Origin of the sequence: Martelella mediterranea DSM 17316, assembly GCF_002043005.1 — a bacterium.
GTDB classification, from domain to species: Bacteria; Pseudomonadota; Alphaproteobacteria; order Rhizobiales; family Rhizobiaceae; genus Martelella; species Martelella mediterranea.
Genome location: NZ_CP020330.1, coordinates 2,707,099 through 2,727,996 on the forward strand (window position 1 = coordinate 2,707,099; position 20,898 = coordinate 2,727,996).

At 62.3% G+C, this 20,898-nt stretch carries 21 protein-coding genes; 9 read left to right on the plus strand and 12 right to left on the minus strand.

Annotation, left to right across the window (positions count from 1 at the left end):
* Positions 1-2 precede the first annotated feature (2 nt).
* The 3 genes from Mame_RS12575 to Mame_RS12585 all read left to right on the plus strand — a co-directional run bounded on the left by Mame_RS12575 (position 3) and on the right by Mame_RS12585 (position 3,072).
* Positions 3-1,097 (plus strand): ABC transporter ATP-binding protein, encoded by a 1,095-nt coding sequence (locus Mame_RS12575; RefSeq protein ID WP_026173937.1) that lies wholly within the window; start codon positions 3-5, stop codon positions 1,095-1,097.
* Between the two features lie 80 nt (positions 1,098-1,177).
* Positions 1,178-1,939 (plus strand): sugar phosphate isomerase/epimerase family protein, encoded by a 762-nt coding sequence (locus tag Mame_RS12580; protein WP_018067446.1) that lies wholly within the window; start codon positions 1,178-1,180, stop codon positions 1,937-1,939.
* 11 nt (positions 1,940-1,950) lie between these two features.
* Positions 1,951-3,072 carry a Gfo/Idh/MocA family protein gene (locus tag Mame_RS12585; protein WP_018067447.1) on the plus strand — a complete coding sequence of 374 codons (1,122 nt, stop codon included), beginning with the start codon at positions 1,951-1,953 and terminating at the stop codon, positions 3,070-3,072.
* Positions 3,073-3,091: 19 nt separating this feature from the next.
* Here the strand turns inward: Mame_RS12585 and Mame_RS12590 are convergent, their stop codons facing one another.
* A complete protein-coding gene (locus Mame_RS12590; RefSeq protein WP_079920699.1) occupies positions 3,092-4,027 on the minus strand; it encodes an IS110 family RNA-guided transposase in 936 nt (311 codons plus the stop codon).
* A gap of 385 nt (positions 4,028-4,412) precedes the next feature.
* Here Mame_RS12590 and mgrA point away from each other — a divergent pair, with 385 nt between their 5' ends.
* Positions 4,413-5,465 (plus strand): L-glyceraldehyde 3-phosphate reductase, encoded by a 1,053-nt coding sequence (mgrA, locus tag Mame_RS12595; protein ID WP_018066926.1) that lies wholly within the window; start codon positions 4,413-4,415, stop codon positions 5,463-5,465.
* A gap of 104 nt (positions 5,466-5,569) precedes the next feature.
* Here mgrA and znuA read toward each other — a convergent pair whose 3' ends face one another.
* Positions 5,570-6,592: a zinc ABC transporter substrate-binding protein ZnuA gene (znuA, locus tag Mame_RS12600; RefSeq protein ID WP_026173849.1), complete on the minus strand. Its 1,023-nt coding sequence runs from the start codon at positions 6,590-6,592 to the stop codon at positions 5,570-5,572.
* 123 nt (positions 6,593-6,715) lie between these two features.
* Between znuA and Mame_RS12605 the strand changes: the two genes are divergently transcribed.
* Genes Mame_RS12605 through Mame_RS12615 form a run of 3 tightly spaced genes read left to right on the plus strand, consistent with a single transcriptional unit; the run spans position 6,716 to position 8,746 of the window.
* A complete protein-coding gene (locus Mame_RS12605) occupies positions 6,716-7,528 on the plus strand; it encodes an ATP-binding cassette domain-containing protein (RefSeq protein ID WP_018066928.1) in 813 nt (270 codons plus the stop codon).
* On the plus strand, positions 7,521-8,318 hold the full coding sequence (znuB, locus tag Mame_RS12610; RefSeq protein ID WP_018066929.1) for a zinc ABC transporter permease subunit ZnuB: 798 nt from the start codon (positions 7,521-7,523) through the stop codon (positions 8,316-8,318). Before Mame_RS12605 ends, znuB begins: the two co-directional genes overlap by 8 nt.
* Positions 8,319-8,332: 14 nt before the next feature.
* Complete coding sequence (locus Mame_RS12615; RefSeq protein WP_018066930.1) at positions 8,333-8,746, plus strand: Fur family transcriptional regulator; 414 nt, start codon at positions 8,333-8,335, stop codon at positions 8,744-8,746.
* A 16-nt stretch (positions 8,747-8,762) separates the two neighbouring features.
* On the opposite strand, the gene Mame_RS12620 is transcribed toward Mame_RS12615, so the two are convergent.
* The 3 genes from Mame_RS12620 to Mame_RS12630 form a co-directional block, all read right to left on the minus strand.
* A complete protein-coding gene (locus Mame_RS12620; RefSeq protein ID WP_157624579.1) occupies positions 8,763-9,956 on the minus strand; it encodes a GGDEF domain-containing protein in 1,194 nt (397 codons plus the stop codon).
* Positions 9,957-10,039: 83 nt separating this feature from the next.
* Complete coding sequence (locus Mame_RS12625; RefSeq protein ID WP_026173850.1) at positions 10,040-10,582, minus strand: gamma carbonic anhydrase family protein; 543 nt, start codon at positions 10,580-10,582, stop codon at positions 10,040-10,042.
* Positions 10,583-10,616: 34 nt separating this feature from the next.
* Entirely contained in the window at positions 10,617-11,306 is a 690-nt protein-coding gene (locus tag Mame_RS12630) for a fumarylacetoacetate hydrolase family protein (protein WP_026173851.1), read from the minus strand.
* Between the two features lie 278 nt (positions 11,307-11,584).
* Here Mame_RS12630 and Mame_RS12635 point away from each other — a divergent pair, with 278 nt between their 5' ends.
* The gene (locus tag Mame_RS12635) at positions 11,585-12,688 is read left to right on the plus strand and encodes a diguanylate cyclase (protein WP_155122103.1); all 1,104 of its coding nucleotides are present in this window, start codon (positions 11,585-11,587) and stop codon (positions 12,686-12,688) included.
* 66 nt (positions 12,689-12,754) lie between these two features.
* Here Mame_RS12635 and gndA read toward each other — a convergent pair whose 3' ends face one another.
* The 3 genes from gndA to Mame_RS12650 form a co-directional block, all read right to left on the minus strand.
* Positions 12,755-14,179, minus strand: a complete 1,425-nt coding sequence (gene gndA, locus Mame_RS12640; RefSeq protein ID WP_026173852.1) for an NADP-dependent phosphogluconate dehydrogenase — start codon at positions 14,177-14,179, stop codon at positions 12,755-12,757.
* Between the two features lie 244 nt (positions 14,180-14,423).
* Positions 14,424-15,272: a tRNA 2-thiocytidine(32) synthetase TtcA gene (gene ttcA / locus Mame_RS12645; protein WP_018066936.1), complete on the minus strand. Its 849-nt coding sequence runs from the start codon at positions 15,270-15,272 to the stop codon at positions 14,424-14,426.
* A 151-nt stretch (positions 15,273-15,423) separates the two neighbouring features.
* Positions 15,424-16,350, minus strand: a complete 927-nt coding sequence (locus Mame_RS12650; protein ID WP_018066937.1) for a glutaminase — start codon at positions 16,348-16,350, stop codon at positions 15,424-15,426.
* A 250-nt stretch (positions 16,351-16,600) separates the two neighbouring features.
* On the opposite strand from Mame_RS12650, the gene Mame_RS12655 reads away from it, so the two are divergent.
* Positions 16,601-17,221 carry a PadR family transcriptional regulator gene (locus Mame_RS12655; RefSeq protein ID WP_018066938.1) on the plus strand — a complete coding sequence of 207 codons (621 nt, stop codon included), beginning with the start codon at positions 16,601-16,603 and terminating at the stop codon, positions 17,219-17,221.
* 316 nt (positions 17,222-17,537) lie between these two features.
* On the opposite strand, the gene Mame_RS12660 is transcribed toward Mame_RS12655, so the two are convergent.
* From Mame_RS12660 to Mame_RS12675, 4 genes are all read right to left on the minus strand, one after another.
* Complete coding sequence (locus Mame_RS12660; RefSeq protein WP_018066939.1) at positions 17,538-18,101, minus strand: GNAT family N-acetyltransferase; 564 nt, start codon at positions 18,099-18,101, stop codon at positions 17,538-17,540.
* Positions 18,102-18,106: 5 nt separating this feature from the next.
* Positions 18,107-18,946 carry a 3-mercaptopyruvate sulfurtransferase gene (gene sseA / locus Mame_RS12665; RefSeq protein ID WP_018066940.1) on the minus strand — a complete coding sequence of 280 codons (840 nt, stop codon included), beginning with the start codon at positions 18,944-18,946 and terminating at the stop codon, positions 18,107-18,109.
* A 128-nt stretch (positions 18,947-19,074) separates the two neighbouring features.
* Positions 19,075-19,797 carry an alanyl-tRNA editing protein gene (locus tag Mame_RS12670; RefSeq protein WP_018066941.1) on the minus strand — a complete coding sequence of 241 codons (723 nt, stop codon included), beginning with the start codon at positions 19,795-19,797 and terminating at the stop codon, positions 19,075-19,077.
* A 10-nt stretch (positions 19,798-19,807) separates the two neighbouring features.
* Positions 19,808-20,839 (minus strand): cysteine synthase A, encoded by a 1,032-nt coding sequence (locus Mame_RS12675; protein WP_018066942.1) that lies wholly within the window; start codon positions 20,837-20,839, stop codon positions 19,808-19,810.
* Positions 20,840-20,898: the final 59 nt, after the last annotated feature.

Sequence of the window (20,898 nt, forward strand, 5' to 3'; positions counted from 1 at the left end):
TGATGAATACCAGTGTTTCCATCAAGGACCTCTCGCTCTCCTTCGGGGCGATCGACGTCCTCAAGAACCTCGATCTCGATATCCATGACGGCGAGTTCCTCGTGCTGCTCGGCTCGTCCGGCTGCGGCAAGTCCACGCTTTTGAACTGCATCGCGGGACTGCTGGACGTGACCGGCGGGCAGATATTCATCAAGGACAAGAACGTCACCTGGCTGGAGCCGAAGGATCGCGGCATCGGCATGGTGTTCCAGTCCTATGCGCTCTATCCGCAGATGACGGTGGAGAAGAACCTGTCCTTCGGCCTTCAGGTCGCCAAGGTGCCGAAGGCGGAGATCGACAAGCGCGTCAAGCGCGCCTCCGAAATCCTGCAGATCGAGCCGCTCCTGAAACGCAAGCCTGCCGAGCTTTCTGGCGGGCAGCGCCAGCGCGTCGCGATCGGTCGCGCGCTGGTGCGCGATGTCGACGTGTTCCTGTTCGACGAGCCCTTGTCGAACCTCGACGCCAAGCTCAGGTCGGAGTTGAGGGTTGAGATCAAGCGGCTGCACCAGTCGCTTGAAAACACGATGGTTTACGTGACCCATGACCAGATCGAGGCGATGACGCTGGCCGACCGGATCGCGATCATGCGCGGCGGCGTGATCCAGCAGCTCGACGAGCCGACCACGATCTATAACCGCCCGGTCAATCGCTATGTCGCCGGCTTCATCGGCTCGCCGCCGATGAACTTCATGGATGGCGAATTGCGCCACGAGAACGGCAAGCCGGTGTTCCGCACCAATGATGTCGACTTCTCGCTCGAAGGCTATGATGCCAATGGCGAACTGCCGGAAACCGACAAGGTGACGCTCGGCGTCAGGCCGGAGCATATCGTCATCGACAAGGCGCTGTCGGAAGAAAACCTCGAAGTGCATGAGGCGACGGTCGACCTCGAGGAGCCGATGGGCGCCGACAGCCTGCTATGGCTGAAATATGCCGGTCATCTGATGACCGTCAGGGTGAACGGCAATGTCCGCTACAAGGTCGGCCAGAAGATCCGCTTCGCCTTTGATATTCCGCTTGCCTCGGTCTTCGATGCGAAGACCGAACTGCGGCTTTGAAGCAAGGCCGCGCTCCCGCGCGGCATGAATAACAGACAGGGCATGCCGGCCGGATCGATGGCGGCAGCCGGAGGAAACAGATGACAAAACTAGGATTCCAGCTTTACAGCGCGCGCAACTACCAGCCGTTTTCTACCATCTTCAAGAAACTCGCGGCAGCGGGCTACAGCGAAGTGGAAGGCTACGGCGCGCTTTACGACGATCTCGACCAGGCGGCGCTCGACCGGCTTTCTACCGATCTGGCGACGATCGGGCTTGCCATGCCGACCGGTCACTTCAGCCTCAACATGCTTGAAAACGAGCCCGAACGCGTGCTCGAGATCACATCGGCGCTGAAGATGGACAGCGTGTTCTGCCCCTTCCTGATGCCGGATGACCGCCCGACGACGGCCGAGGGCTGGCGCGATTTCGGGGCCCGGCTGGAGAAGGCCGGCGCGCTCATGCGCGATGCCGGCCTCGTGTTCGGCTGGCATAACCACGATTTCGAATTTGCAGCCCTTGAAGATGGCAGCGTGCCGATGACGCATTTGATGGAGGGCGGGCCTACGCTGGCCTGGGAGGCCGATATCGCCTGGATCATCCGCGGCGGCGCAGATCCGCGCCACTGGATCGAGACCTACAGCGATCGTATCAGCGCCGTCCATGTCAAGGATATCGCGGAACCGGGCGAAAACGAGGATGAGGATGGCTGGGCCGATGTCGGCCATGGCACGGTCGACTGGAAGGGGCTGATGGGCGTCCTGAAGCCGCTGCCGATCCGCCACTACATCGTCGAGCACGACAATCCGAACGATATCGATCGCCTGATCGAGCGGTCCATCGCATCTTTCCAGTCTTTCTGAACGAGGCTTTCATGACCAGGGAACTTGGTGTCGGCATCCTCGGATGCGGCAATATTTCCGCGACCTATTTTTCTCTCGCGCCGCTGTTTCGCGGCCTCAAGGTGCTCGCCTGCGCCGACATCAATCCGGCGGCGGCCACCGCGCGCGCGGAGCAATACGGCGTGACGGCACAGAGCGTCGACGAACTGCTCCAGAACGATGAGCTTGACGTGATCGTCAACCTCACCATTCCGGGCGCGCATTACGAAATGTCGAAGCGGATTCTCGAGGCCGGCAAGCATGTCTATTCGGAAAAGCCGCTGGTGCTTTCCGTCGACGAGGGCAAGGAACTCGGCCGCATCGCCGCCGAAAAGAGGCTTTCGGTCGGCTGCGCGCCGGATACGTTTCTGGGCGGCGCCCACCAGCGCGCCCGCAAATATATCGATGAGGGCGGGATCGGGCGGGTCACCTCCGGCACCTGCCACGTGATGAGCCCGGGCATGGAGATGTGGCATCCCAATCCGGATTTCTTCTTCTTGCCCGGCGGCGGCCCCGTGCTCGATCTTGGCCCCTATTACATCGCCAACCTGATCAACCTGATCGGTCCGGTGAAACAGGTGGCGGCGCTGACCTCGATGGCGAACGAGACCCGCACCATCACCTCCGAACCGCGCCGCGGCGAGATCATTCCGGTGAAGACCCCGACCAATATCCATGCGCTGCTGGAGTTTCAAAGCGGGGCGACCATTTCTCTTTCCGCAAGCTGGGATGTGTGGGCGCACCGTCATTCCAACATGGAGCTTTACGGAACCGAGGGAACGCTGTTCGTGCCGGATCCCAATTTCTTCGGCGGCAAGGTCGAGGCGGCGGGCCGCGACGGCAAGACATCCGAGCTCGACAGCCAGGATCACCCCTTCGGCAAGCCCAATCAGGGCGAGCGCGCCAATTACCGCACGGCGGGCCTTGCCGATATGGCGGTGGCGCTGATCGAAGGTCGCGATGCCCGCTGCTCGCTCGCTCGTGCGCTGCACGGCGTCGACGTCATGGCCGCGATCCTGAAATCCGGGGAGACCGGCGCCTTCGTCCCGCTGTCGACGACCTGCTCCCAGCCGGCGGCGCTGGATGCGGAGGCGGCCAGGGCGCTGTTGCGGTAGTTCCCCTAGTCATGCGTCATCAACTCTGTTGGATGACTTTCTCTGTGAACCTTGCATTGAGGGTCACGACGATTTTTCGCATGACTGCTGCGATCGCGACGATTGGCTTTTTGCCGGCTTCGACAAGGCGCTTGTAGAAGGCGGCGAACTCGCCCCTTCCGCGGGCGGCCTGCATGGCCGGCATGAACAGGATGGTGCGCATGACGGGTCTGCCGCCGCGCATTCTCCGGTAACCGATCTTGTTGCCGCTCTCGTTTGGGTGCGGCGCCAGGCCGGCCAGCGCCGCCGCCTTTTTTCGATCCAGCGTCCCGAGTTCGGGCATTGTGGCGATCAGGGCGGCGGCGGTTGTCTCCGCGATGCCGGTCATCGCCATTGCGATGCTGGCCCTGGCTGCAAAGGCTTCGCTGCGCATGAGCATGCGGATTTCCTTGTCGAGCAGCGCGATCTGGCGATTGATGGCAGCGAGCATGGCCTTGAAGGTGACGGCAAGTTCACGTCCGCCCGGCGCCATGGCGCGGTTTTGCTCGGCGACCCTGATGGCGACCAGATCGGCGCGGCGGCGCACAAGGGCCTTGAGCCTTGCCTCTTCAGGGTTTTCAGCCTGCCACAGGGACAGGCTTGCCCAGCGTTCCATGCCATAGGCGACCATTTCCCGGGCATCGATCGCATCGCTCTTGCCGACCCGTCCACGCGAACGAATGAAGGCCTTGAGCCTGCGCGTATCGGCCCGGTGGACGGCAAGGCCGCGCCGCAGGCACTCTTCGATCAGGACGGTTTCATACCCGCCGGTGGGTTCGCAGATGACCAGATCTGCCTCGCAGTTTCGCAGGAAGCGACGAATATCCCTGCTGCGATTGGCGATGACGGTGGCCGGACCGCCGCAGGAAACGGCGATCGTGTCCTTTGCAACGTCGCAACCAAGACAGATGTGCGGAGGGTGATGCAAAACGACCATGGCGATGCTATCCTTTCAAGGCATGCTTGGGATTGTTTGCGGGCGTGGCAATCAGCGGCCCAATCAACTCTTCAAGCGGTTGCTCGGTGCAACAGTGACCTTGATGACAGCGGGTGTTCCACCCAATGCTCGGACGGTCGGCTGTTGCAGCAGCTGCGGGCAAGCCAACGGCCCGCAGCTGCATCACAACAATAGCGCAGATCCGACAAACAATGCTCGGGCTTGACCCGAGGATCCAGGCCACACGGAGAGCGTCGCCTGGACCCTCGGGTCAACCCCGAGGGTGACACGGAGAGCGGGGTGGGATATTCCAAAATCAGAGGCGGCGGCGTTCTGCCGCCTTTTTCATGGTCGGGCCGTCCCGGCCCTCTTCAGGCAGGAGGATATGATGCGCTGGACACCCTCGAAGACCCGCTACGATACGATGCAATACAACCGCTGCGGCGCCTCCGGCCTCAAGCTGCCGGCGATATCGCTCGGCCTGTGGCACAATTTCGGCGACGATACCGAGCGCGCCCGCAAGGTGGCGATCTGCCAGACCGCGTTTGATGCCGGCATCACCCATTTTGATCTCGCCAATAATTACGGCCCGCCGCCCGGCTCCGCCGAAAAGGCCTTTGGCGATATCCTGCGCAACGAATTTGCCGGCTTGCGCGACGAGTTGATCATCTCGTCCAAGGCCGGCTATGGCATGTGGGAGGGGCCCTATGGCGAGTGGGGCAGCCGCAAGAACCTTCTCGCATCCTGCGACCAGAGCCTGAAACGGCTCGGCCTCGACTATGTCGATATCTTCTATTCCCACCGCTTCGATCCCGATACGCCGCTGGAGGAGACGATGATGGCGCTCGACCAGATCGTGCGGTCGGGCAGGGCGCTTTATGTGGGAATTTCTTCCTATAATTCTGAGCGCACCCGCGCGGCCTATAAGATCCTGAAGGAGTTGAAGACGCCCTTCGTCATCCACCAGCCGAGCTATTCGATGATCAATCGCTGGGTGGAAGAGGACGGGCTGCTCGATACGCTTGCGGAACTCGGGCTCGGCTCGATCGTGTTCTCGCCGCTGGCGCAGGGCATGCTGACGTCCAAATATCTGAAGGGCATACCCGATGACAGCCGGGCGGCGCAGGGCAAATCGCTGCGCCATGAATTCCTGCGCGAGGACACGCTTGAGCATATCCGGGCGTTGAACGCGATCGCCGAGCGGCGCGGCCAGACGCTGGCGCAGATGGCGTTGGCCTGGGTGCTGCGCGGCGGGCGGGTTACCACCGCGCTGATTGGCGCAAGCCGTCCCGAACAGGTGCTCGATTGCGTGAAGGCGCTCGACAACCCCGATTTCACTGAAGCCGAGCTTGCCGAAATCGACAAATATGCTCGCGAGGCCGACATCAATCTCTGGGCGAAATCGGCCGAACGCAAGGGTCCGGAGCGGCAGAAGTAATCGCGCCCAGAAACGGCGGACAAAAAAGGCCTGCGGGGGCACTACTCGCCCGCAGGCCACATCGCCCCGGCCATGCGCGCCCGGGGCGATGCCTTCATGGCGGATTACTCGGCCACAAAGCAGTCGGTGAGGTTGCCGGCGAGGTTTTCCAGAAGCAGGAAATAGAGATCCGGACCATCCTCCAGGCCGGCGCCCAGCGGATCGAGAACGCCGGTGCGGGCATCCGTGCCCTCGATCACCGTGTCGACGATCTTCGGCGGGAACTGCGGTTCGGAGAACACGCAGGCAGCACCCAGTTCGGTCAGCTTGTCGTGGATTTCGCGGATGCGCTGTGCGCTCGGCGGGGCTTCGGGGTTGACGGTGATCGAACCCGCGGCCTCGATGCCGAAGCGATGGCCGAAATAGTGGTAGGCATCGTGGAAGACGACATAGGGCTTGGCGTTCACGGCGTCAATCTGGGCCTGAATGTCGGTCGTCAGCGCATCGAGCCGTGCCTCGAGCTTTTCGGCATTGTCGGCATAGATCTCGGCGTTGGCGGGGTCGTTTTCCGAAAGCGTTTCCGCCATCGCGGCGGCAAAGGCCTTCGCATTCATCGGGTCGAGCCACATATGCGGATCGACCTCGCCGTGGTGGTGGTCGTCATGACCGGCTTCGTGGTCATGGTCGGCATGGTCGTCGTGGTCATGCCCGTCTTCATCATGACCCCCGTGATCATGGTCTTCGTGATCATGGCCTTCGTGATCATGGTCATGCGCATCGAAAGCGCCGCCTTCGCGCGGGGCGAGCGTCTCCACGCCGGGGGCGTCTTCCAGTTCCACGATCTCGGCATTGCCACCGAGCGCGTCGAGGGGCTTGTCGAGAAAATGCTCCAGCGCCGGACCGATCCAGAACACGACATCGGCATTCTGCAGCGCGCGCGCCTCGGATGGCGTCATGCTGTAGGTGTGGGGCGAGGCGGCGCCCTTTACCAGAAGCGTCGTTTCGGTCGCCGTTCCCGCGGTAAGCGCGGTCGTCAGCGAATAGAGCGGCTTGATCGACGTCACGACCTTGAGGGCATCTTCTGCCGCTGCGGTCTGGGCGAGGGCCATCGCGGCCGTCGTGAGGAGAAGCAAGCGGGACGTTTTCATGAGATCCTCATTATTTTTGAAGGCGGGAAGCCTGGGGATTGCAGTTCTACGTAATGTTATTACATCAATTGCGTTACGCTATAACGTATGCCATAGACGCGGACAAGACGGAGTTTTGAAAAAATGCACTCGAATGACCTGCTGGTCTCGCTCGACAATGCCGGGCTCCACCGCAATGGAAGGTGGCTCGTGCGCGGCGTGGGCTTCAGCGTGCGTCGTGGCGAGATCGTCACCCTGATCGGACCGAACGGCGCCGGCAAATCCACCAGCGCGCGGATGGCGCTCGGGGTTCTCGCTCCCGATGAGGGCAGCGTCGAGCGCGCCGCGGGGCTGACCGTCGGCTATGTGCCGCAAAAGCTCGCCATCGATCATTCCCTGCCGCTGACGGTGCGTCGCTTGATGACCCTGACCGGGCCGCTCCCAGCCGCCGCGATCGCCGAAGCGCTGGAGGAGGTCGGCATCGCCCATCTCGCAAGGGCCGAAGTCCAGACGCTGTCCGGCGGCGAGTTCCAGCGCGCGATGCTGGCGCGTGCGATTGCCCGCAAGCCCGACCTGCTGGTGCTGGACGAGCCGGTGCAGGGCGTCGACCATGCCGGCGAGATCGCGCTTTACGCTCTGATCTCGCGCATCCGGGAACGCCAGGGCTGCGGCATATTGATGATCTCGCACGACCTGCATGTGGTGATGGCGCGGACCGATACGGTCGTCTGCCTCAACGGCCATGTCTGCTGCACCGGCACGCCGGAGGCCGTGAGCGGAAGCGAGGCCTATCAGTCGCTGCTCGGCGCCCGCGGCGATGGCGCGCTCGCGCTCTATCGCCATGATCACGATCATACCCATCTGCCCGATGGCAAGGTGCGCCATGCCGATGGCTCGGTCACCGAACATTGCCATCCCGATGACGGCCATCATCACGAGGCGCAGGAACATGCTTGACGATTTCTTCGTGCGCGCTCTGGTCGCCGGCATCGGCGTCGCGCTGATGGCGGGTCCGCTCGGCTGCTTCATCATCTGGCGCAAGATGGCCTATTTCGGCGACACCATGGCGCATTCGGCCCTGCTCGGCGTGGCGCTCTCCCTGCTGTTCACGGTCAACCTGACGCTCAGCGTGTTCGTGGTCGCCACCATCGTTTCGGTGATGCTGATCATGCTGGAGCGCCGGCGGGCTCTGTCCACCGACAGCCTGCTCGGCATTCTCGCCCATTCCACGCTGGCGATCGGCCTGGTGATCGTGTCGTTCCTGACCTGGATCCGGGTCGATCTGATCAGCTTCCTGTTCGGCGACATCCTCTCGGTGACCCGCGTCGATATCGCCACGATCTGGCTCGGCGGGCTGGTGGTGGTCGCGGCCGTCGCGGGCCTGTGGCGACCGCTTTTGGCAGCCACGGTCTCGCCCGAGATCGCCCAGGCCGAGGGCATGCGGCCGGAAACGGTGCGCTTCATCTTCATGCTGCTGATGGCGCTGGTGATCGCGATCGCGATGAAGATCGTCGGCATCATGCTGATCACCTCGCTCCTGATCGTGCCGGCCGCCACCGCCCGCCGTTTCGCGCGGACCCCGGAGATGATGGCCGTATTCGCATCGCTGATCGGGGTTGTGAGCGTGGTGGCAGGACTATATTCCTCGCTCTATTATGACACGCCATCCGGTCCGTCGATCGTGGTGGCCGCCATGCTGATCTTTCTGGTGACGCTGGTGCCCGAAGCGGCGAGGCGGCCGCGATGAAAACGAGGGACGATATGAAAAGGCCCGATGAAAAGCTGACACGCAACCAGGCGCTTGTGTTCGACTGCCTCAGCGGCAGCGAGGCGCCGATCAGCGCCTATACCATTCTGGACCGGTTGCGCGATCAGGGCTTCAAGGCGCCGTTGCAGGTCTACCGCGCGCTGGAGAAGCTCACCGAGGCCGGGCTGGTCCACCGGCTGGAGAGCCTGAATGCCTATGTCGCCTGCGCCCATCCGCATCAGGATTGCAGCCATCACGGCATGACGGCCTTTGCGATTTGCGAGGGGTGCGGCGCGGTGATCGAGTTCCATGCCCACGATATCGAGGAGGCGCTTGGCCGGCTGGCGCGCTCGAAAGGGTTTCGGCCGGGCGCGATGACCGTGGAGATGCGGGGACTATGCGCGGCATGCGCTTCTGGCGAAGCATGATGCCGGCTATGCGACCTCAGTTCCGCAGGGCGGCCGTTGCGGCATTGTCCCCGAATTCCGGGGCGGGATCCATGGAGATATCAACCCGCGTGCAGTTGCGGCCGGCGCGCTTGGCGGCATAAAGCGCCCGGTCGGCCCTGATCAGCAGGTTGCGCGAATCGTGCTGGGTCGTCGCCGGGTGCTCGACGGCGATCCCGATGCTGACCGACAGTCGTTTGCTCGGACTCGATGCGTGCGGGATGGCGAGTTCTGCGATCGCGTCATGAATGCGGTCGCTGAGGGCAAGGGCCGCATCTTCGTCGCTGTTCGGCAGCACCAGTGCGAACTCCTCGCCGCCGAAGCGCGCGGGAAGATCCTCGTCGGACCGGGTGGATGCCTTGAGCGCGGCGGCAACCCGTTTCAAACACTCGTCGCCGGCGGGATGGCCATAGGTATCGTTATAGCCCTTGAAATGGTCGATATCGATCATCAGCATGGCGAGCGGCCGGTCCGCCTCCGCGGCTGCCGTCCAGCTCTGCTTCAGGAAATCGTCAAACAGGCGGCGGTTGGCGAGCGCTGTCAGGGCATCCGTGTTGGAGATATCGTTGAGCGAGCGATATTTGGCATAGAGCGCCTCGGCATAGACCTTTTCGCGCAGATAGAGGAGGAACACCTTGCGCTCGACCGACTCGATGCGATAGCTCGCCAGCAAAGTGAGCAGACTTGTCACGCCGAGAAAGATCAGCGGAGAGGCCTTTTCCATCGGCAGCAGTGTCGGCAGCGGAAGAATGAAGAAGGCGGCGATGGCGAAGTTTACCGATGCGGCAACCACGGCCTGTGACGTGCGCAGCGGCAGCGCGATATTGCCGACGATGGCAAGCAGTATAAAAGTGTACGGCTCGAATTCCACGATCGGATTGCCGGGCGATTTCAGCATCAGCCCGGTGCCGACCGCCGATACCGCGACGCCGAAAACCGAAATCCAGCCCGGAAGGCGGGTGTCGAGATCGCGCATGATCAAAACTGTTAGCGCTGACAGCAAGGCCAGAACAACGCCAGATCTGATCAGGGTCATGCGGGCCAGCAATTCTTCCCGATAAATCAGATCGATAAAGGCAAAACCCGCGATCACGAGGATGCCGATCGCGCCTGCCCAGACGAGCTGGCGGTGGCGGTTGCGATGCATCTCCTCCACGAACCGGCGTTCGAGCGGGCGCGTGAATCGGAGCAACACCCCTCTTTTTTTCAGGTTGAGTTCAATCTGCTCGTCGAGCAACTGGTCTTCGCTCGACAGGCTTTTGACGCGCCGCAACATCATGGCGCGCGCGACCCCGCAGGTCCCAGATCGCGGCTGAAGCGCTTCCAGTTGGCGATGTAGTTCTCGGCCGACTGACGAAGGCCGGCGATCGCTTCACCATCGAGTTCGCGCACGGCGCGCGCCGGCGCGCCGACGATCAGGCTGTTGTCGGGAAAGGATTTGCCCTCGGTCACCAGCGCGTTCGCGCCGATCAACGAGTTGCGGCCGATCGTCGCGCCGTTCAGGATCGTGGCGCCCATGCCGACAAGGCTGTTTTCGCCGATGGTGCAGCCATGGAGGATTGCGCGATGGCCGACGGTGCAGCCTTCGCCGATCGTGGTCGGGAAGCCCATATCGGTATGGATGATGACCCCGTCCTGGATATTGCTGCCCCTGCCGATGGTGATCGGCTCGTTGTCGCCGCGCAGCACGGCCGCAAACCATATGCCGACATCCTCGCCGATAATGATGTCGCCGATCACCGAGGCGTCGGGAGCGATCCAGAATTGGCCTTCGGGCGGCAATCGCGGCTGTTTATCGGCCAAGTTGTAAAGGGGCACTTGCATCTCCTCTCAAACGCAGACAGACACTATATCAGATCACCTCGAATGCAAGGTCTCCAACGCCTTCGATGCTACACGCGATGCGATCACCACGCTCGACCGGGCCGACGCCAGCCGGCGTGCCCGTCAGAATGATGTCGCCGGCGGCAAGGCAAACGTATCGAGACAGTTCCGCGATGATTTCCGCGGTCTTCCATATCATCTGCGAGAGATCGCCATGCTGGATCACCGTGCCGTTGCGCACAAGGCTGATCGCACCGTGCTCGGGATGGCCGATTTCGGTGGCGGGCGCGATGTCGGAGACGGGCGCGGACGCCTCGAAGGCCTTGGACATTTCCCACGGCCTCGATTTCGCCTTGGCTTCGTCCTGAATATCGCGCCGGGTGAAATCCACCGCGACGCCGTAACCGTATACACAATCCAGGGCCTGATTAACGCCGATATCGGCGCCGCCATTTTTCAGGGCAACAAAACATTCCACCTCATGGTGGACGTTTCGCGACAGGACGGGGTAGGGAAAGGGTCTGCCGCCAGGGACGAGATTGTCGGGGTTCTTCTGGAAGAAGAACGGCGCTTCGCGGCTGGGATCATGACCCATCTCCACCGCGTGTGCGGCGTAATTTCGACCGACGCAATAGACCCGGCGAACGGGAAAGGTGCTTTCACTGCCTCTGACGGGCAGGGTCACGGCGGGCGGGGAGGGAATGACGGTTGACGACATTGGTGCTTGTCCTGAAAGCGAGAGCCACGGCAGGTGCATTTTGACGCCGGCCCGGATTGAAGATCTTGGCCGGATGACGCCAAACAGGCCACTAAGTAGGGAGTGTAAGTGCGTCGGTCCAGTGTTAACCCTACCAACTCGTCGGCATATCGGTATATATTGGACATTCCTCGCTCTCACGGCGCCCTGGAGCGAACCGCGCGCCTTGTCGTTGAAATTCGACGCCCGTGCTTCCGCGGGTTCGAAGGTTGAAGAAAGGCCTGGCGGTTCAGGACGCAATGCTTGAGAATCTGGAAATCATCATCGCCATGCTGGAAAAGGTCGGCATGGCGGCCCTCATCGTGCTCGCCTATAGGTTGATCCGCTACGCGCGCTTCTCAATCGTCCGTTCATCGCTCGCGATCGGGCTGTTGTTCGGCTTCGGGGCGGTGGTCACGATGGTCGATCCGCTGGAGGTGCTGCCGGGCATCATCGTCGATATCCGGGCGGTCATGGTTGCCCTTGCGGCGCTTTTCGGCGGCCCGCTCGCCGCCTTGATCGCATCGGCCGTGACCATTGCGATGCGGATTTATATCGGCGGCGCCGGTGCGCTTGCGGGCTGCGTCAGCATTGCGCTGGCCGCGGTGATCGGGCTTGTCTATGCACGCCTCAGCGGCGGACGGCGCGACCCTGTCGGCCTTGCCATTCTGGGCCTGTTGCTGTCGCTCACCCTGGTCGCGGGCGTTTTTGCGCCCGTTCCGATAGTGTCGTCGACAACGCCGGCGCTGATCATCCGCAATCTGCTCGGAACCATGATCCTCGGCTATCTGCTTGCCGTGGAGGAACGGCGCGAGGCCGAATATCGCGCCTACAAGCGCGAGGCGGAGCGCGATCCGCTCACCGGACTCAAGAACAGGCGGGCGCTCGAGGCGTTTGACCGGCAGGTCACCACCGAGGCGGAGCGTCGCCCCTTCGCCGTACTGATGATCGACATCGATGGCTTCAAATCGCTGAACGACCTTCACGGCCACGCCTTTGGCGACATGGTTCTGCGCCGGCTTGCCGAGGTTGTCCGCGGACGCATGCGCGGCTTCGATCTGGTGGTGCGCTATGGCGGGGAGGAATTCTGCGTGGTGGTCAAGGAGGCGACGCTGCACAATGCCAGGCGCATCGCGGAGGATATCAGGCTTCAGATCATGGAAGAGCGTTTCCAGGCCGCGACAGAGGAGATCGGGGTGACGGTCAGCGTCGGGGTCGCCGAAGCGAACGCCTCCACCCTCTCCGTGTTCCACGTCATAGAGCATGCCGACAAGGCGCTCTATGATGCCAAGAACGACGGCCGCAATCGCGTGTGCATCTATAGCCTGGAAACCGATCGCAGGCAGAAGCTACATCAGGCCTGAGGTTCGTCCGGAATGGAAAAAGCCCCGTCTCCGGGGCTTTCTGATTTTGCATGTCTTGCGACCGGCTCAGATCGCGCCGCTGCCCCAGGGGCCGTGATGGATATCGAGGCCGTCGAGGCGGTCGAAACCATGGGCGCCGAAGAAATCACGCTGGGCCTGGATCAGGTTGGCGGTGCCGCGCGACTGGCGATAGGCATCGAAATAGCCGAGCGCCGAGGCAAGGCCGGGCACAGGAAGGCCGGCGCCGGTTGCCGCAGAGACGATCCGGCGCAGCGACGGGAGGCACTCGTTGACCATTTCCGAGAATGCCGGCGTCACGATCAGGTTGGCAACGTCCGGCGTGTCGGAGAACGCCTTTGTGATGTCGTCGAGGAACTGCGAGCGGATGATGCAGCCGGCGCGCCAGATGCGGGCGATCTCCGGCATCGGCAGCTTCCAGCCATATTCCTGCGACGCGGAATCCATCACGTCGAAGCCCTGGGCATAGGCCGCGATCTTGGCGGCAAAAAGCGCCAGTTCGAGATCGCGGTTGAGCCAGGGACCGGCCTCGATGCCGAAGGAAAGTTCCTCCTTGTTGAACATTGGCTCGGCCGCGGCGCGTTCGCCGCGCATGGCGGAGATGCAGCGTGCGGCAACGGCCGCCTCGATCACGGTGGCGGGGACCGCGAGCTGCTGGGCCTCGATCGCGGACCAGCGGCCGGTGCCCTTCTGGCCGGCGGCATCGACGATCACGTCGGGCATCGGCTTTCCGGTCTCGGGGTCGCTGGCGCGCAGTACCTTCTCGGTGATCTCGATCAGGAAGGAATTCAGGCGGCCCTTGTTCCACTCACCGAAGACATTGGCGATATCGGACGCTTCCATGCCGCAGCCATCGCGCAGAATGCCGTAGATTTCGGCGATCATCTGCATGTCGGCATATTCGATGCCATTATGGATGGTCTTGACGAAATGGCCTGCGCCATCGGTCCCGAGCCAGGCGCAGCAGGGATCGTTGTCGAATTTTGCGGAGATCGAAGTCAGCACCTTTTCAACGCGTTTGTAGCTGTCCTCTGTGCCGCCGACCATGATCGAGGGGCCGTGGCGCGCGCCTTCCTCGCCACCCGATACGCCCATGCCGATAAAGGTCAGGCCGGTGCCGTCGAGCTCCTTGAAGCGGCGGCGGGTGTCGTGGAAATTGGCGTTGCCGGCATCGATGATGATGTCGCCCTTGCCGAGATAGGGGCGCAGCTTTTCCATTTCCTCGTCGACCGGGTCGCCGGCCTTGATCATGATGATGATCGGGCGGGGCGGGCGGATGGCCGCGACGAAATCCGAAAGCGTTTCGGTCGGGACGATGTTCTTCTGCAACTCGCCGGCGCCGGCGTAGAATGCGCGCGTCTTGTCGGCGGTGCGGTTGTAGACCGCGATCCTGTTGCCCTTCTCGGCAATGTTGAGGGCGAGATTGGAGCCCATGACTCCAAGCCCGATCAGTCCGATTTCTGCTTTTTCCAAGACATCACCTCTTGTCTTTGGCGCATCATGTGGGTTGCCGTCGGCAATGATGCGCAATTTCGAAAACCCGGATCGCCTTCAGGCGCGCCGAAGGGCAGGCGGCGGGCCGGGGTTGGCCTTTTGTGGCACCGCGACGGGCAAACGGCAAGACGTGGCGGCGCAAAACCGGCGCTTTTCACCGGGTGGCCGAAAAGTTTTGCCGTTCTGTCATAATGGGAGATAACCTGTGGCGGAAAGTGATGAATTATCGTTTGGCGGCAGTAAGCGCGGAGAAGTCGAACAACGAGGGATCGAGCAGATGCGAGGGATTGACGCTCGAAAGCGCCCTCAGCATCACGTCCTTCCGGCCGGGCATGCGCGCCTCCATATCCGACAGCATTTCTTTCATGGTATTGCGCTCCAGCCCGTCCTGCGAGCCGCAGAGATCGCAGGGGATGATCGGAAACCGCATCGCCTCGGCAAACCGCGCGAGATCGTCCTCTGCGGCGTAGGCGAGGGGGCGCAGCACCATCAGGTCGCCCTCATCATTCAGCAGTTTTGCCGGCATGGTGGCGAGCTTGCCGCCATGGAACAGGTTCATGAAGAAGGTCTCGAGGATATCCTCGCGGTGGTGGCCAAGCACCAGCGCATCGCAGCCCTCCTCGCGCGCGATCCGGTAGAGATTGCCGCGCCTTAGCCTGGAGCAGAGCGCGCAATAGGTCGAGCCCGGCGCGAGCTTCTCGGTGACGATCGAATAGGTGTCGCGATATTCGATCCGGTGCGGGACGCCGAGCTTCGTCAGGTAATCGGGCAGGACATGCTTGGGGAAATTCGGCTGGCCCTGATCGAGATTGCAGGCAAGGATGTCGACCGGCAGCAGGCCGCGCCATTTCAGCTCCAGCAGAACGGCCAGCAGGCCATAGCTGTCCTTGCCGCCCGACAGCGCCACGAGCCAGCGCTTCTGATCCTTCAGCATGTCGAAATCGGCAATCGCCTGGCGCACCTGCCGGAGCAGCCGCTTGCGCAGCTTGGAAAAGCCGACGGAGGAGGGCGCATCGGCAAACAGAGCCTGGAAGGCATCGGGCAGTGTATCTTCGGCCAGTTCGTTCATCATCGCTCCGGGCGCTTGGTTTGCTAGAGCCTGTTCGCTTTTCGTTGAATCGCGAACCGGCTTTAACCTTTTGTTTTCCGCTCGTCCGGACGGAAAACCGGTATCCACTTTTCCTGGACGCGCTCAAAGGCAATGCCTGTTTACGCCGAAAGGTTCAACCCGCAAAGACCGACCAGCCGGTGCGCGCCGCCAGCATTTCGAGCGCGACCGAGCCAAGCGCGGGATTGCCGGTCGCATCCAGCCCCGGCGACCACACCGCCATCGATGCCTTGCCGGGCGCGACCGCCAGAATGCCGCCGCCGACCCCGGATTTGCCGGGAAGGCCGACGCGGAACGCGAAATCGCCGGAGCCATCATAATGGCCGCAGGTCAGCATCATCGCGTTGATGCGGCGCGCCCTTCGCGGCGAGACCACCGAAAAACCGGTCAGCGGATTGGTGCCGTGATTGGCCAGATAAAGCCCGGCATGGGCAAGCTGGACGCAGTTCATCATCAGCGCGCATTGATGGAAATAGACGCCGAGCACGTGATCGACCGGGTGGTGGATATTCCTGAAGCCGCGCATGAAATTGGCGAGCGCGAAATTGCGGAAGCCCGTGCGCTGTTCCGATTGCGCCACCTTCTCGTCGATCGAGAGCGTCTCGTCATTGGCGATGAAATGCATGAAGCGCAGGAATTCGCCGATCGCCTCGCGCGGCGCATGCCCGGCCAGCACGATATCGGTCACCACGATCGCTCCGGCATTGATGAAGGGGTTGCGTGGGATGCCGTGCTCGTGCTCGAGCTGGACGATCGAATTGAAGGAGGAGCCCGAGGGCTCGCGCCCGACCCTTTTCCATATCGCCTCGCCGACCTTGCCGAGCGCCAGCGTCAGCATGAACACCTTGGAAATGCTCTGGATCGAAAAATGCGTCTCCGCATCGCCCGCATGGTAGGTCTTGCCATCGACGGTGGCGATGGCAATGCCAAACTGATTGGGGTCGACCTTGGCGAGTTCGGGAATGTAATCGGCCACCTTGCCTTCGCCCAGGCGGGGCTGGAGCTCGCGCACGATATCGTCAGCAATGGTCTGCAGGTTCATGCCCGCGATCTCCCTTCAGAGCCTTTCGCGACCGGAACCCGCCATCCGGTCCCCGCGACGATGCGGCAGGTGAGTGGCATAGAGAAATCCGCCCTCGCGGTAAACGCCGATTTTTCTGCAATGTAGTCGATCGCGCAGCGAAGCGAAAACGCATCCGGCACCGAAATCACAATTTTCGATATATCGTATCTTGCAAATTTCGATGGAGATTATATCTTTAGATATATCGTAAACAACAGGAGCGATAGTGGTGAGACATTTTCATGAGCGCCCGGCCGAGGAAGGCCAGGGGCGGTTTCGCGAATATATGATGATGGCGCGCGGCGGCGGCGGTTTCGGCCGGGGCGGCTTTGGCGGCCCGTTCGGTTTCGGCGACGGCGATGGTCCCGGCAGGCCGGGCCGCTTTCTCGGCCAGGGGCAGATCCGCCTGCTGGTTCTCCATCTGATCGGCGAGGAGCCCCGTCACGGCTACGACATCATCAAGGCGATCGAGGAAATGAGCGGCGGCTTCTATGCGCCGAGCCCCGGCGTCATCTACCCCACGCTGTCCTACCTCGAGGAAGCTGGATATGTGGTGGCCGCCGATGACGGAAACAAGAAGCGCTATTCGATCACCGACGAGGGCAGCGCCTATCTCGCCGACAACATGTTCGAGGCATCCATGGCGTTGAAGGCGTTGTCGACGATCGGCGACAAGATGAAGCGCCGGAAAGAGCGGCATAAGGCCGAAGCCGGCCCCGAACTGCCGCGAAGCGTCGATGTCGCGATGCTGAACCTGCGGGAGGTGATCGCCCGCAAGCTCGACGACGACCCCGCCGCCGCAAGCGAAATCGTCCGCGCCCTCTTGGAGTTCACGGCGCGTTATGAGTAGGCTGCCGATAATTTCGATATAACGAAAGATATAACTCGGCGTTTTCGCCGGGTTCCTGGCTGCTCACAAAGTTATCCTTTCTGACGGACGTCATCCTCGGCCCTGTGCCGAGGATCTAATCACCTCTCTATGCGAGCGGAGTCTGCGGTTATCAATGTGCTGTTTTTTATGCATTTCTTAATCCGGTACGCTTCTCGCGCGGGTAAGTGCTTAGACCCTCGGGACAAGCCCGAGGGTGACGGAAGAGGGTGGGGCAGCTTTTGTCAACAGGTCGAAACCGGTGCCTGCGCCGGGTTACTGCCGCGCTCGACGGTTTCTAGAACCGCCGCGCCAGTTCCAGAAGCTCGGTGTCCGACAACGGCGCGATTTCGCTTTCGTGGGTGGAGACCGGCGAGAAGCCGAACTGCTGGTAGAGCTGGAGCGCGCGCGGGTGATCGAGATTGTTTGTCTCGGTGATCACTTTTTCCGGCTGGTCGGCCCAGATCGCCTTCAGGGCCTGGAGCAGGAACCACTTGCCGACGCCGAAGCCGAGCGCGCGTTCGAACAGGCCGAAATGCACCAGCCGGGTGACGCTGTCATCCTCGCGGTGGTATTCGTAAAAGCCGGCCGGCGCGCCTTCCAGATAGAACACGGTCACCGTGGTGCGGTCATTGTGGATGGTGGCGGCAAGGTCCTCGTCGCTCATGCGCACCCGGTCGACCCACTCCCAGCGGGAGCCGACCTGGCGATAGAGAAAACGGTAGTAGGCAAGCGGAATTTCCGGCACCCGCATCAGCGCGATATGAAGGTTTGCCGGCGCCAGCAAATGGGCTTTCGGCGGCGTGGTCATTTCAAGCCGGGTGACGTGAACCGGGATCGGTGCCGTAGTCTTTTTCGTCATCGCGCTCAGGCCTCTCCGGTCGCCACGGGCGTATCGTCGCGGCTGCCCCATTCCGACCACGAGCCGTCATAAAGCGTATTGTCGGCGTGGTCGAGCGTTTCGAGCGCAAGCGTGATGATGGCGGCAGTGACGCCGGAGCCGCAGGTTGTGACCACCGGTTTCGAAAGGTCGATGCCGGCGTCCGCAAACAGGGCGCGCAGTTCCTCGGGCGATTTGAACCGGCCGTCCTTCGCGAAGGAGGAGGATGGCAGGCTTTTCGCGCCCGGCATGTGGCCGGATCGCATGCCCGCGCGCGGTTCCGGCTCGGCCGCCTCGAACCGGGCGGCGCTGCGTGCATCCGCGATCTGGCGACTGCCGGAGGCGACGATTTCGCGCATGTCTTCAAAAGAGGTAACGCGGTGCGGCTTGGCGTCGAGCTTGAACGTCGCCGGCGCGGGCGCGGGAGTGCCGGTCTCCTGGGCGCGGCCTTCGCCGCGCCAGCCGTCAAGGCCGCCATCGAGGACGTAGACGTCGCTCGCTCCCATCATCCGCAGCATCCACCACAGGCGGGGGGCTGCCAGGTAGCCTGGGCCGTCATAGACCACGATCGTGTGATCGCTGCCAACGCCGAGCGCTTCCATTTCGGCTGCAAACACTTCCGGCGCCGGCAGGGTGTGCGGCAGGCCTGAGGAGGTGTCGGCAATCGCATCGTGATCGAAGAACACCGCGCCCGGCAGGTGGCCGGCCAGGTACTCGGCCTTCGGGTCGCGGTTATGGGCCGGCAGGTACCAGGAGGCATCGATGACCGAAAAGCCCGGCTTGCCCAGCCTTTCCTCGACCCATTCCGGCGAAACGATAAAACTCATCTGGCGACACTCCTCATGCGATGGCTGGAATATGTCCGATGAACACGGGTTCACCGGACATATTCCAGCTTATTGTTTTTACGCATTTCCGGACGGAAAACCGTGATTACACTTTTCCTGGAAATGCTTTAGGCGTCAAACCGTATCCGAAAACGGCGGTTCTCGCGGCCCTTCTTTTCGATCTTGCCGATATGGATGCCGCCGACCTCGCCGGTGGAGCGCACATGGGTGCCGCCGCAGGGCTGGCTGTCCACGCTGGCGTTCTCGCCGATCGCGATCAGCGAGATCCGGCCCATGCCCATCGGCGGGCGGACATTCTTCGATTTGACAATGCCGGGATTGGCGGCCAGCTCCTCATCGGTGATCCACTGCACATAGACCGGATGGTCTTCGGCAACCAGCTTCATCATCGCAGCCGTGACCGCGTCCTTGTCGATCGTTTCCGACATGTCGAAATCGACGCGGGATTCCTCTTCGCCGACGGAGGCGCCGGTGATCGGATAGGGACAGACGACGGAAAGCAAATGGCAGGCGGTGTGCATGCGCATCAGCTTCAGCCGCCGCGGCCAATCGATTTCGAGGCGGAGCCTGTCGCCGACGGCGGGCGGCGTCTCGCCTTCGGCCGGCACGTGCAGGATGATGTCCTTGGTCTCGCCATGGCGGGTAACGGCAAGCGCGATCGCCGAGCCGTCAGCGCGCCGGGCGATGCCGGTATCCCCCGGCTGGCCACCGGAGGTGGCGTAAAAACAGGTGCGGTCGGTCTCGAACGTGCCGTCCTGATGCACTGAAGTGACCACCGCATCGCAACTCGCCAGGGTGAAATCGTTGCGGTAGAGGGCATCAACAGGCATGGGTCACTTTCTATTCAAACGGAGCGGCAATCTCCGTTTTCCGGGTCAGCCATTGCGGCAGCGGCAGCCCTTTATCCTTCAGGAATTCGGGGTTGAAAAGCTTCGACTGATACCGGTTGCCATAGTCGCACAATATGGTGACGATGGTGTGGCCGGGGCCGAACTCGCGCGCCAGACGCATGGCGCCCGCTATATTGATGCCCGATGAGCCGCCGAGGCACAAGCCCTCATCCGTTACCAGATCGAATATCAGCGGCAGCGCCTCGCTGTCGGGAATGCGGTAGGCAAAATCGGGGGTGAAGCCTTCCAGATTGGCGGTGATCCGGCCCTGGCCGATGCCCTCGGTGATCGAGCCGCCCTCGCTCTTCAATTCGCCATGGGCATAGAATTCGTAAAGCGCGGCCCCTTCCGGATCGGCGATCCCGATCTTGATGTCGTTGTTCTTCGCCTTCAGTCCCATGGCGGTGCCGGCAAGCGTGCCGCCGGAACCGACCGCGCAGATGAAGCCGTCGACCTTGCCGTCGGTGTCGCGCCAGATTTCCTCGGCCGTGGTCTCTATATGGGCGTTGCGGTTGGCGACATTGTCGAACTGGTTGGCCCAGATGGCGCCATTCGGGTTTTCCTTCGCAAGCTTTTCGGCAAGCCGGCCCGAAAGTTTTACGTAATTGTTCGGATCGCGATAGGGCTTGGCCGGCACCTCGACCAGTTCCGCGCCGAGCAGGCGGAGCGCGTCCTTCTTCTCCTGCGCCTGGGTTTCGGGGATCACGATCACGGTCTTGTAGCCGAGCGCGTTGGCGACCATGGTCAGCCCGATGCCGGTATTGCCGGCAGTGCCTTCCACGATCGTGCCGCCGGGCTTCAGCAGACCGCGCCTCTCCGCATCGCGGATGATGTAGAGTGCTGCGCGGTCCTTGACCGACTGGCCGGGGTTCAGGAATTCGGCCTTGCCGAGAATGGTGCAGCCGGTCGCTTCCGAGGCGGCGCGAAGCTTCACCAGCGGTGTATTGCCGATCAGGTCGATGACGGAGGAATGCGTGGTCATGATCTCGCTTTCAATTTTTCCGTACTTGTGCCGCCGGGGTCGGGCTTTGCCAAGGATTT

Coding starts and splice junctions, on each gene's coding strand:
- sseA (WP_018066940.1), bottom strand. CDS start 18,946: ATGAGTTTTATCGTTTCGCCGGAATGGGTCGAGGAAAGGCTGGGCAAG.
- Mame_RS12670 (WP_018066941.1), bottom strand. CDS start 19,797: ATGCCTGTTGATGCCCTCTACCGCAACGATTTCACCCTGGCGAGTTGC.
- mgrA (WP_018066926.1), top strand. CDS start 4,413: ATGATGCGCTGGACACCCTCGAAGACCCGCTACGATACGATGCAATAC.
- Mame_RS12635 (WP_155122103.1), top strand. CDS start 11,585: ATGCTTGAGAATCTGGAAATCATCATCGCCATGCTGGAAAAGGTCGGC.
- znuB (WP_018066929.1), top strand. CDS start 7,521: ATGCTTGACGATTTCTTCGTGCGCGCTCTGGTCGCCGGCATCGGCGTC.
- Mame_RS12580 (WP_018067446.1), top strand. CDS start 1,178: ATGACAAAACTAGGATTCCAGCTTTACAGCGCGCGCAACTACCAGCCG.
- Mame_RS12585 (WP_018067447.1), top strand. CDS start 1,951: ATGACCAGGGAACTTGGTGTCGGCATCCTCGGATGCGGCAATATTTCC.
- Mame_RS12615 (WP_018066930.1), top strand. CDS start 8,333: ATGAAAAGGCCCGATGAAAAGCTGACACGCAACCAGGCGCTTGTGTTC.
- Mame_RS12675 (WP_018066942.1), bottom strand. CDS start 20,839: ATGACCACGCATTCCTCCGTCATCGACCTGATCGGCAATACACCGCTG.
- Mame_RS12650 (WP_018066937.1), bottom strand. CDS start 16,350: ATGAACCTGCAGACCATTGCTGACGATATCGTGCGCGAGCTCCAGCCC.
- Mame_RS12605 (WP_018066928.1), top strand. CDS start 6,716: ATGCACTCGAATGACCTGCTGGTCTCGCTCGACAATGCCGGGCTCCAC.
- Mame_RS12590 (WP_079920699.1), bottom strand. CDS start 4,027: ATGGTCGTTTTGCATCACCCTCCGCACATCTGTCTTGGTTGCGACGTT.
- znuA (WP_026173849.1), bottom strand. CDS start 6,592: ATGAAAACGTCCCGCTTGCTTCTCCTCACGACGGCCGCGATGGCCCTC.
- Mame_RS12630 (WP_026173851.1), bottom strand. CDS start 11,306: ATGTCGTCAACCGTCATTCCCTCCCCGCCCGCCGTGACCCTGCCCGTC.
- Mame_RS12575 (WP_026173937.1), top strand. CDS start 3: ATGAATACCAGTGTTTCCATCAAGGACCTCTCGCTCTCCTTCGGGGCG.
- ttcA (WP_018066936.1), bottom strand. CDS start 15,272: ATGATGAACGAACTGGCCGAAGATACACTGCCCGATGCCTTCCAGGCT.
- Mame_RS12660 (WP_018066939.1), bottom strand. CDS start 18,101: ATGACGAAAAAGACTACGGCACCGATCCCGGTTCACGTCACCCGGCTT.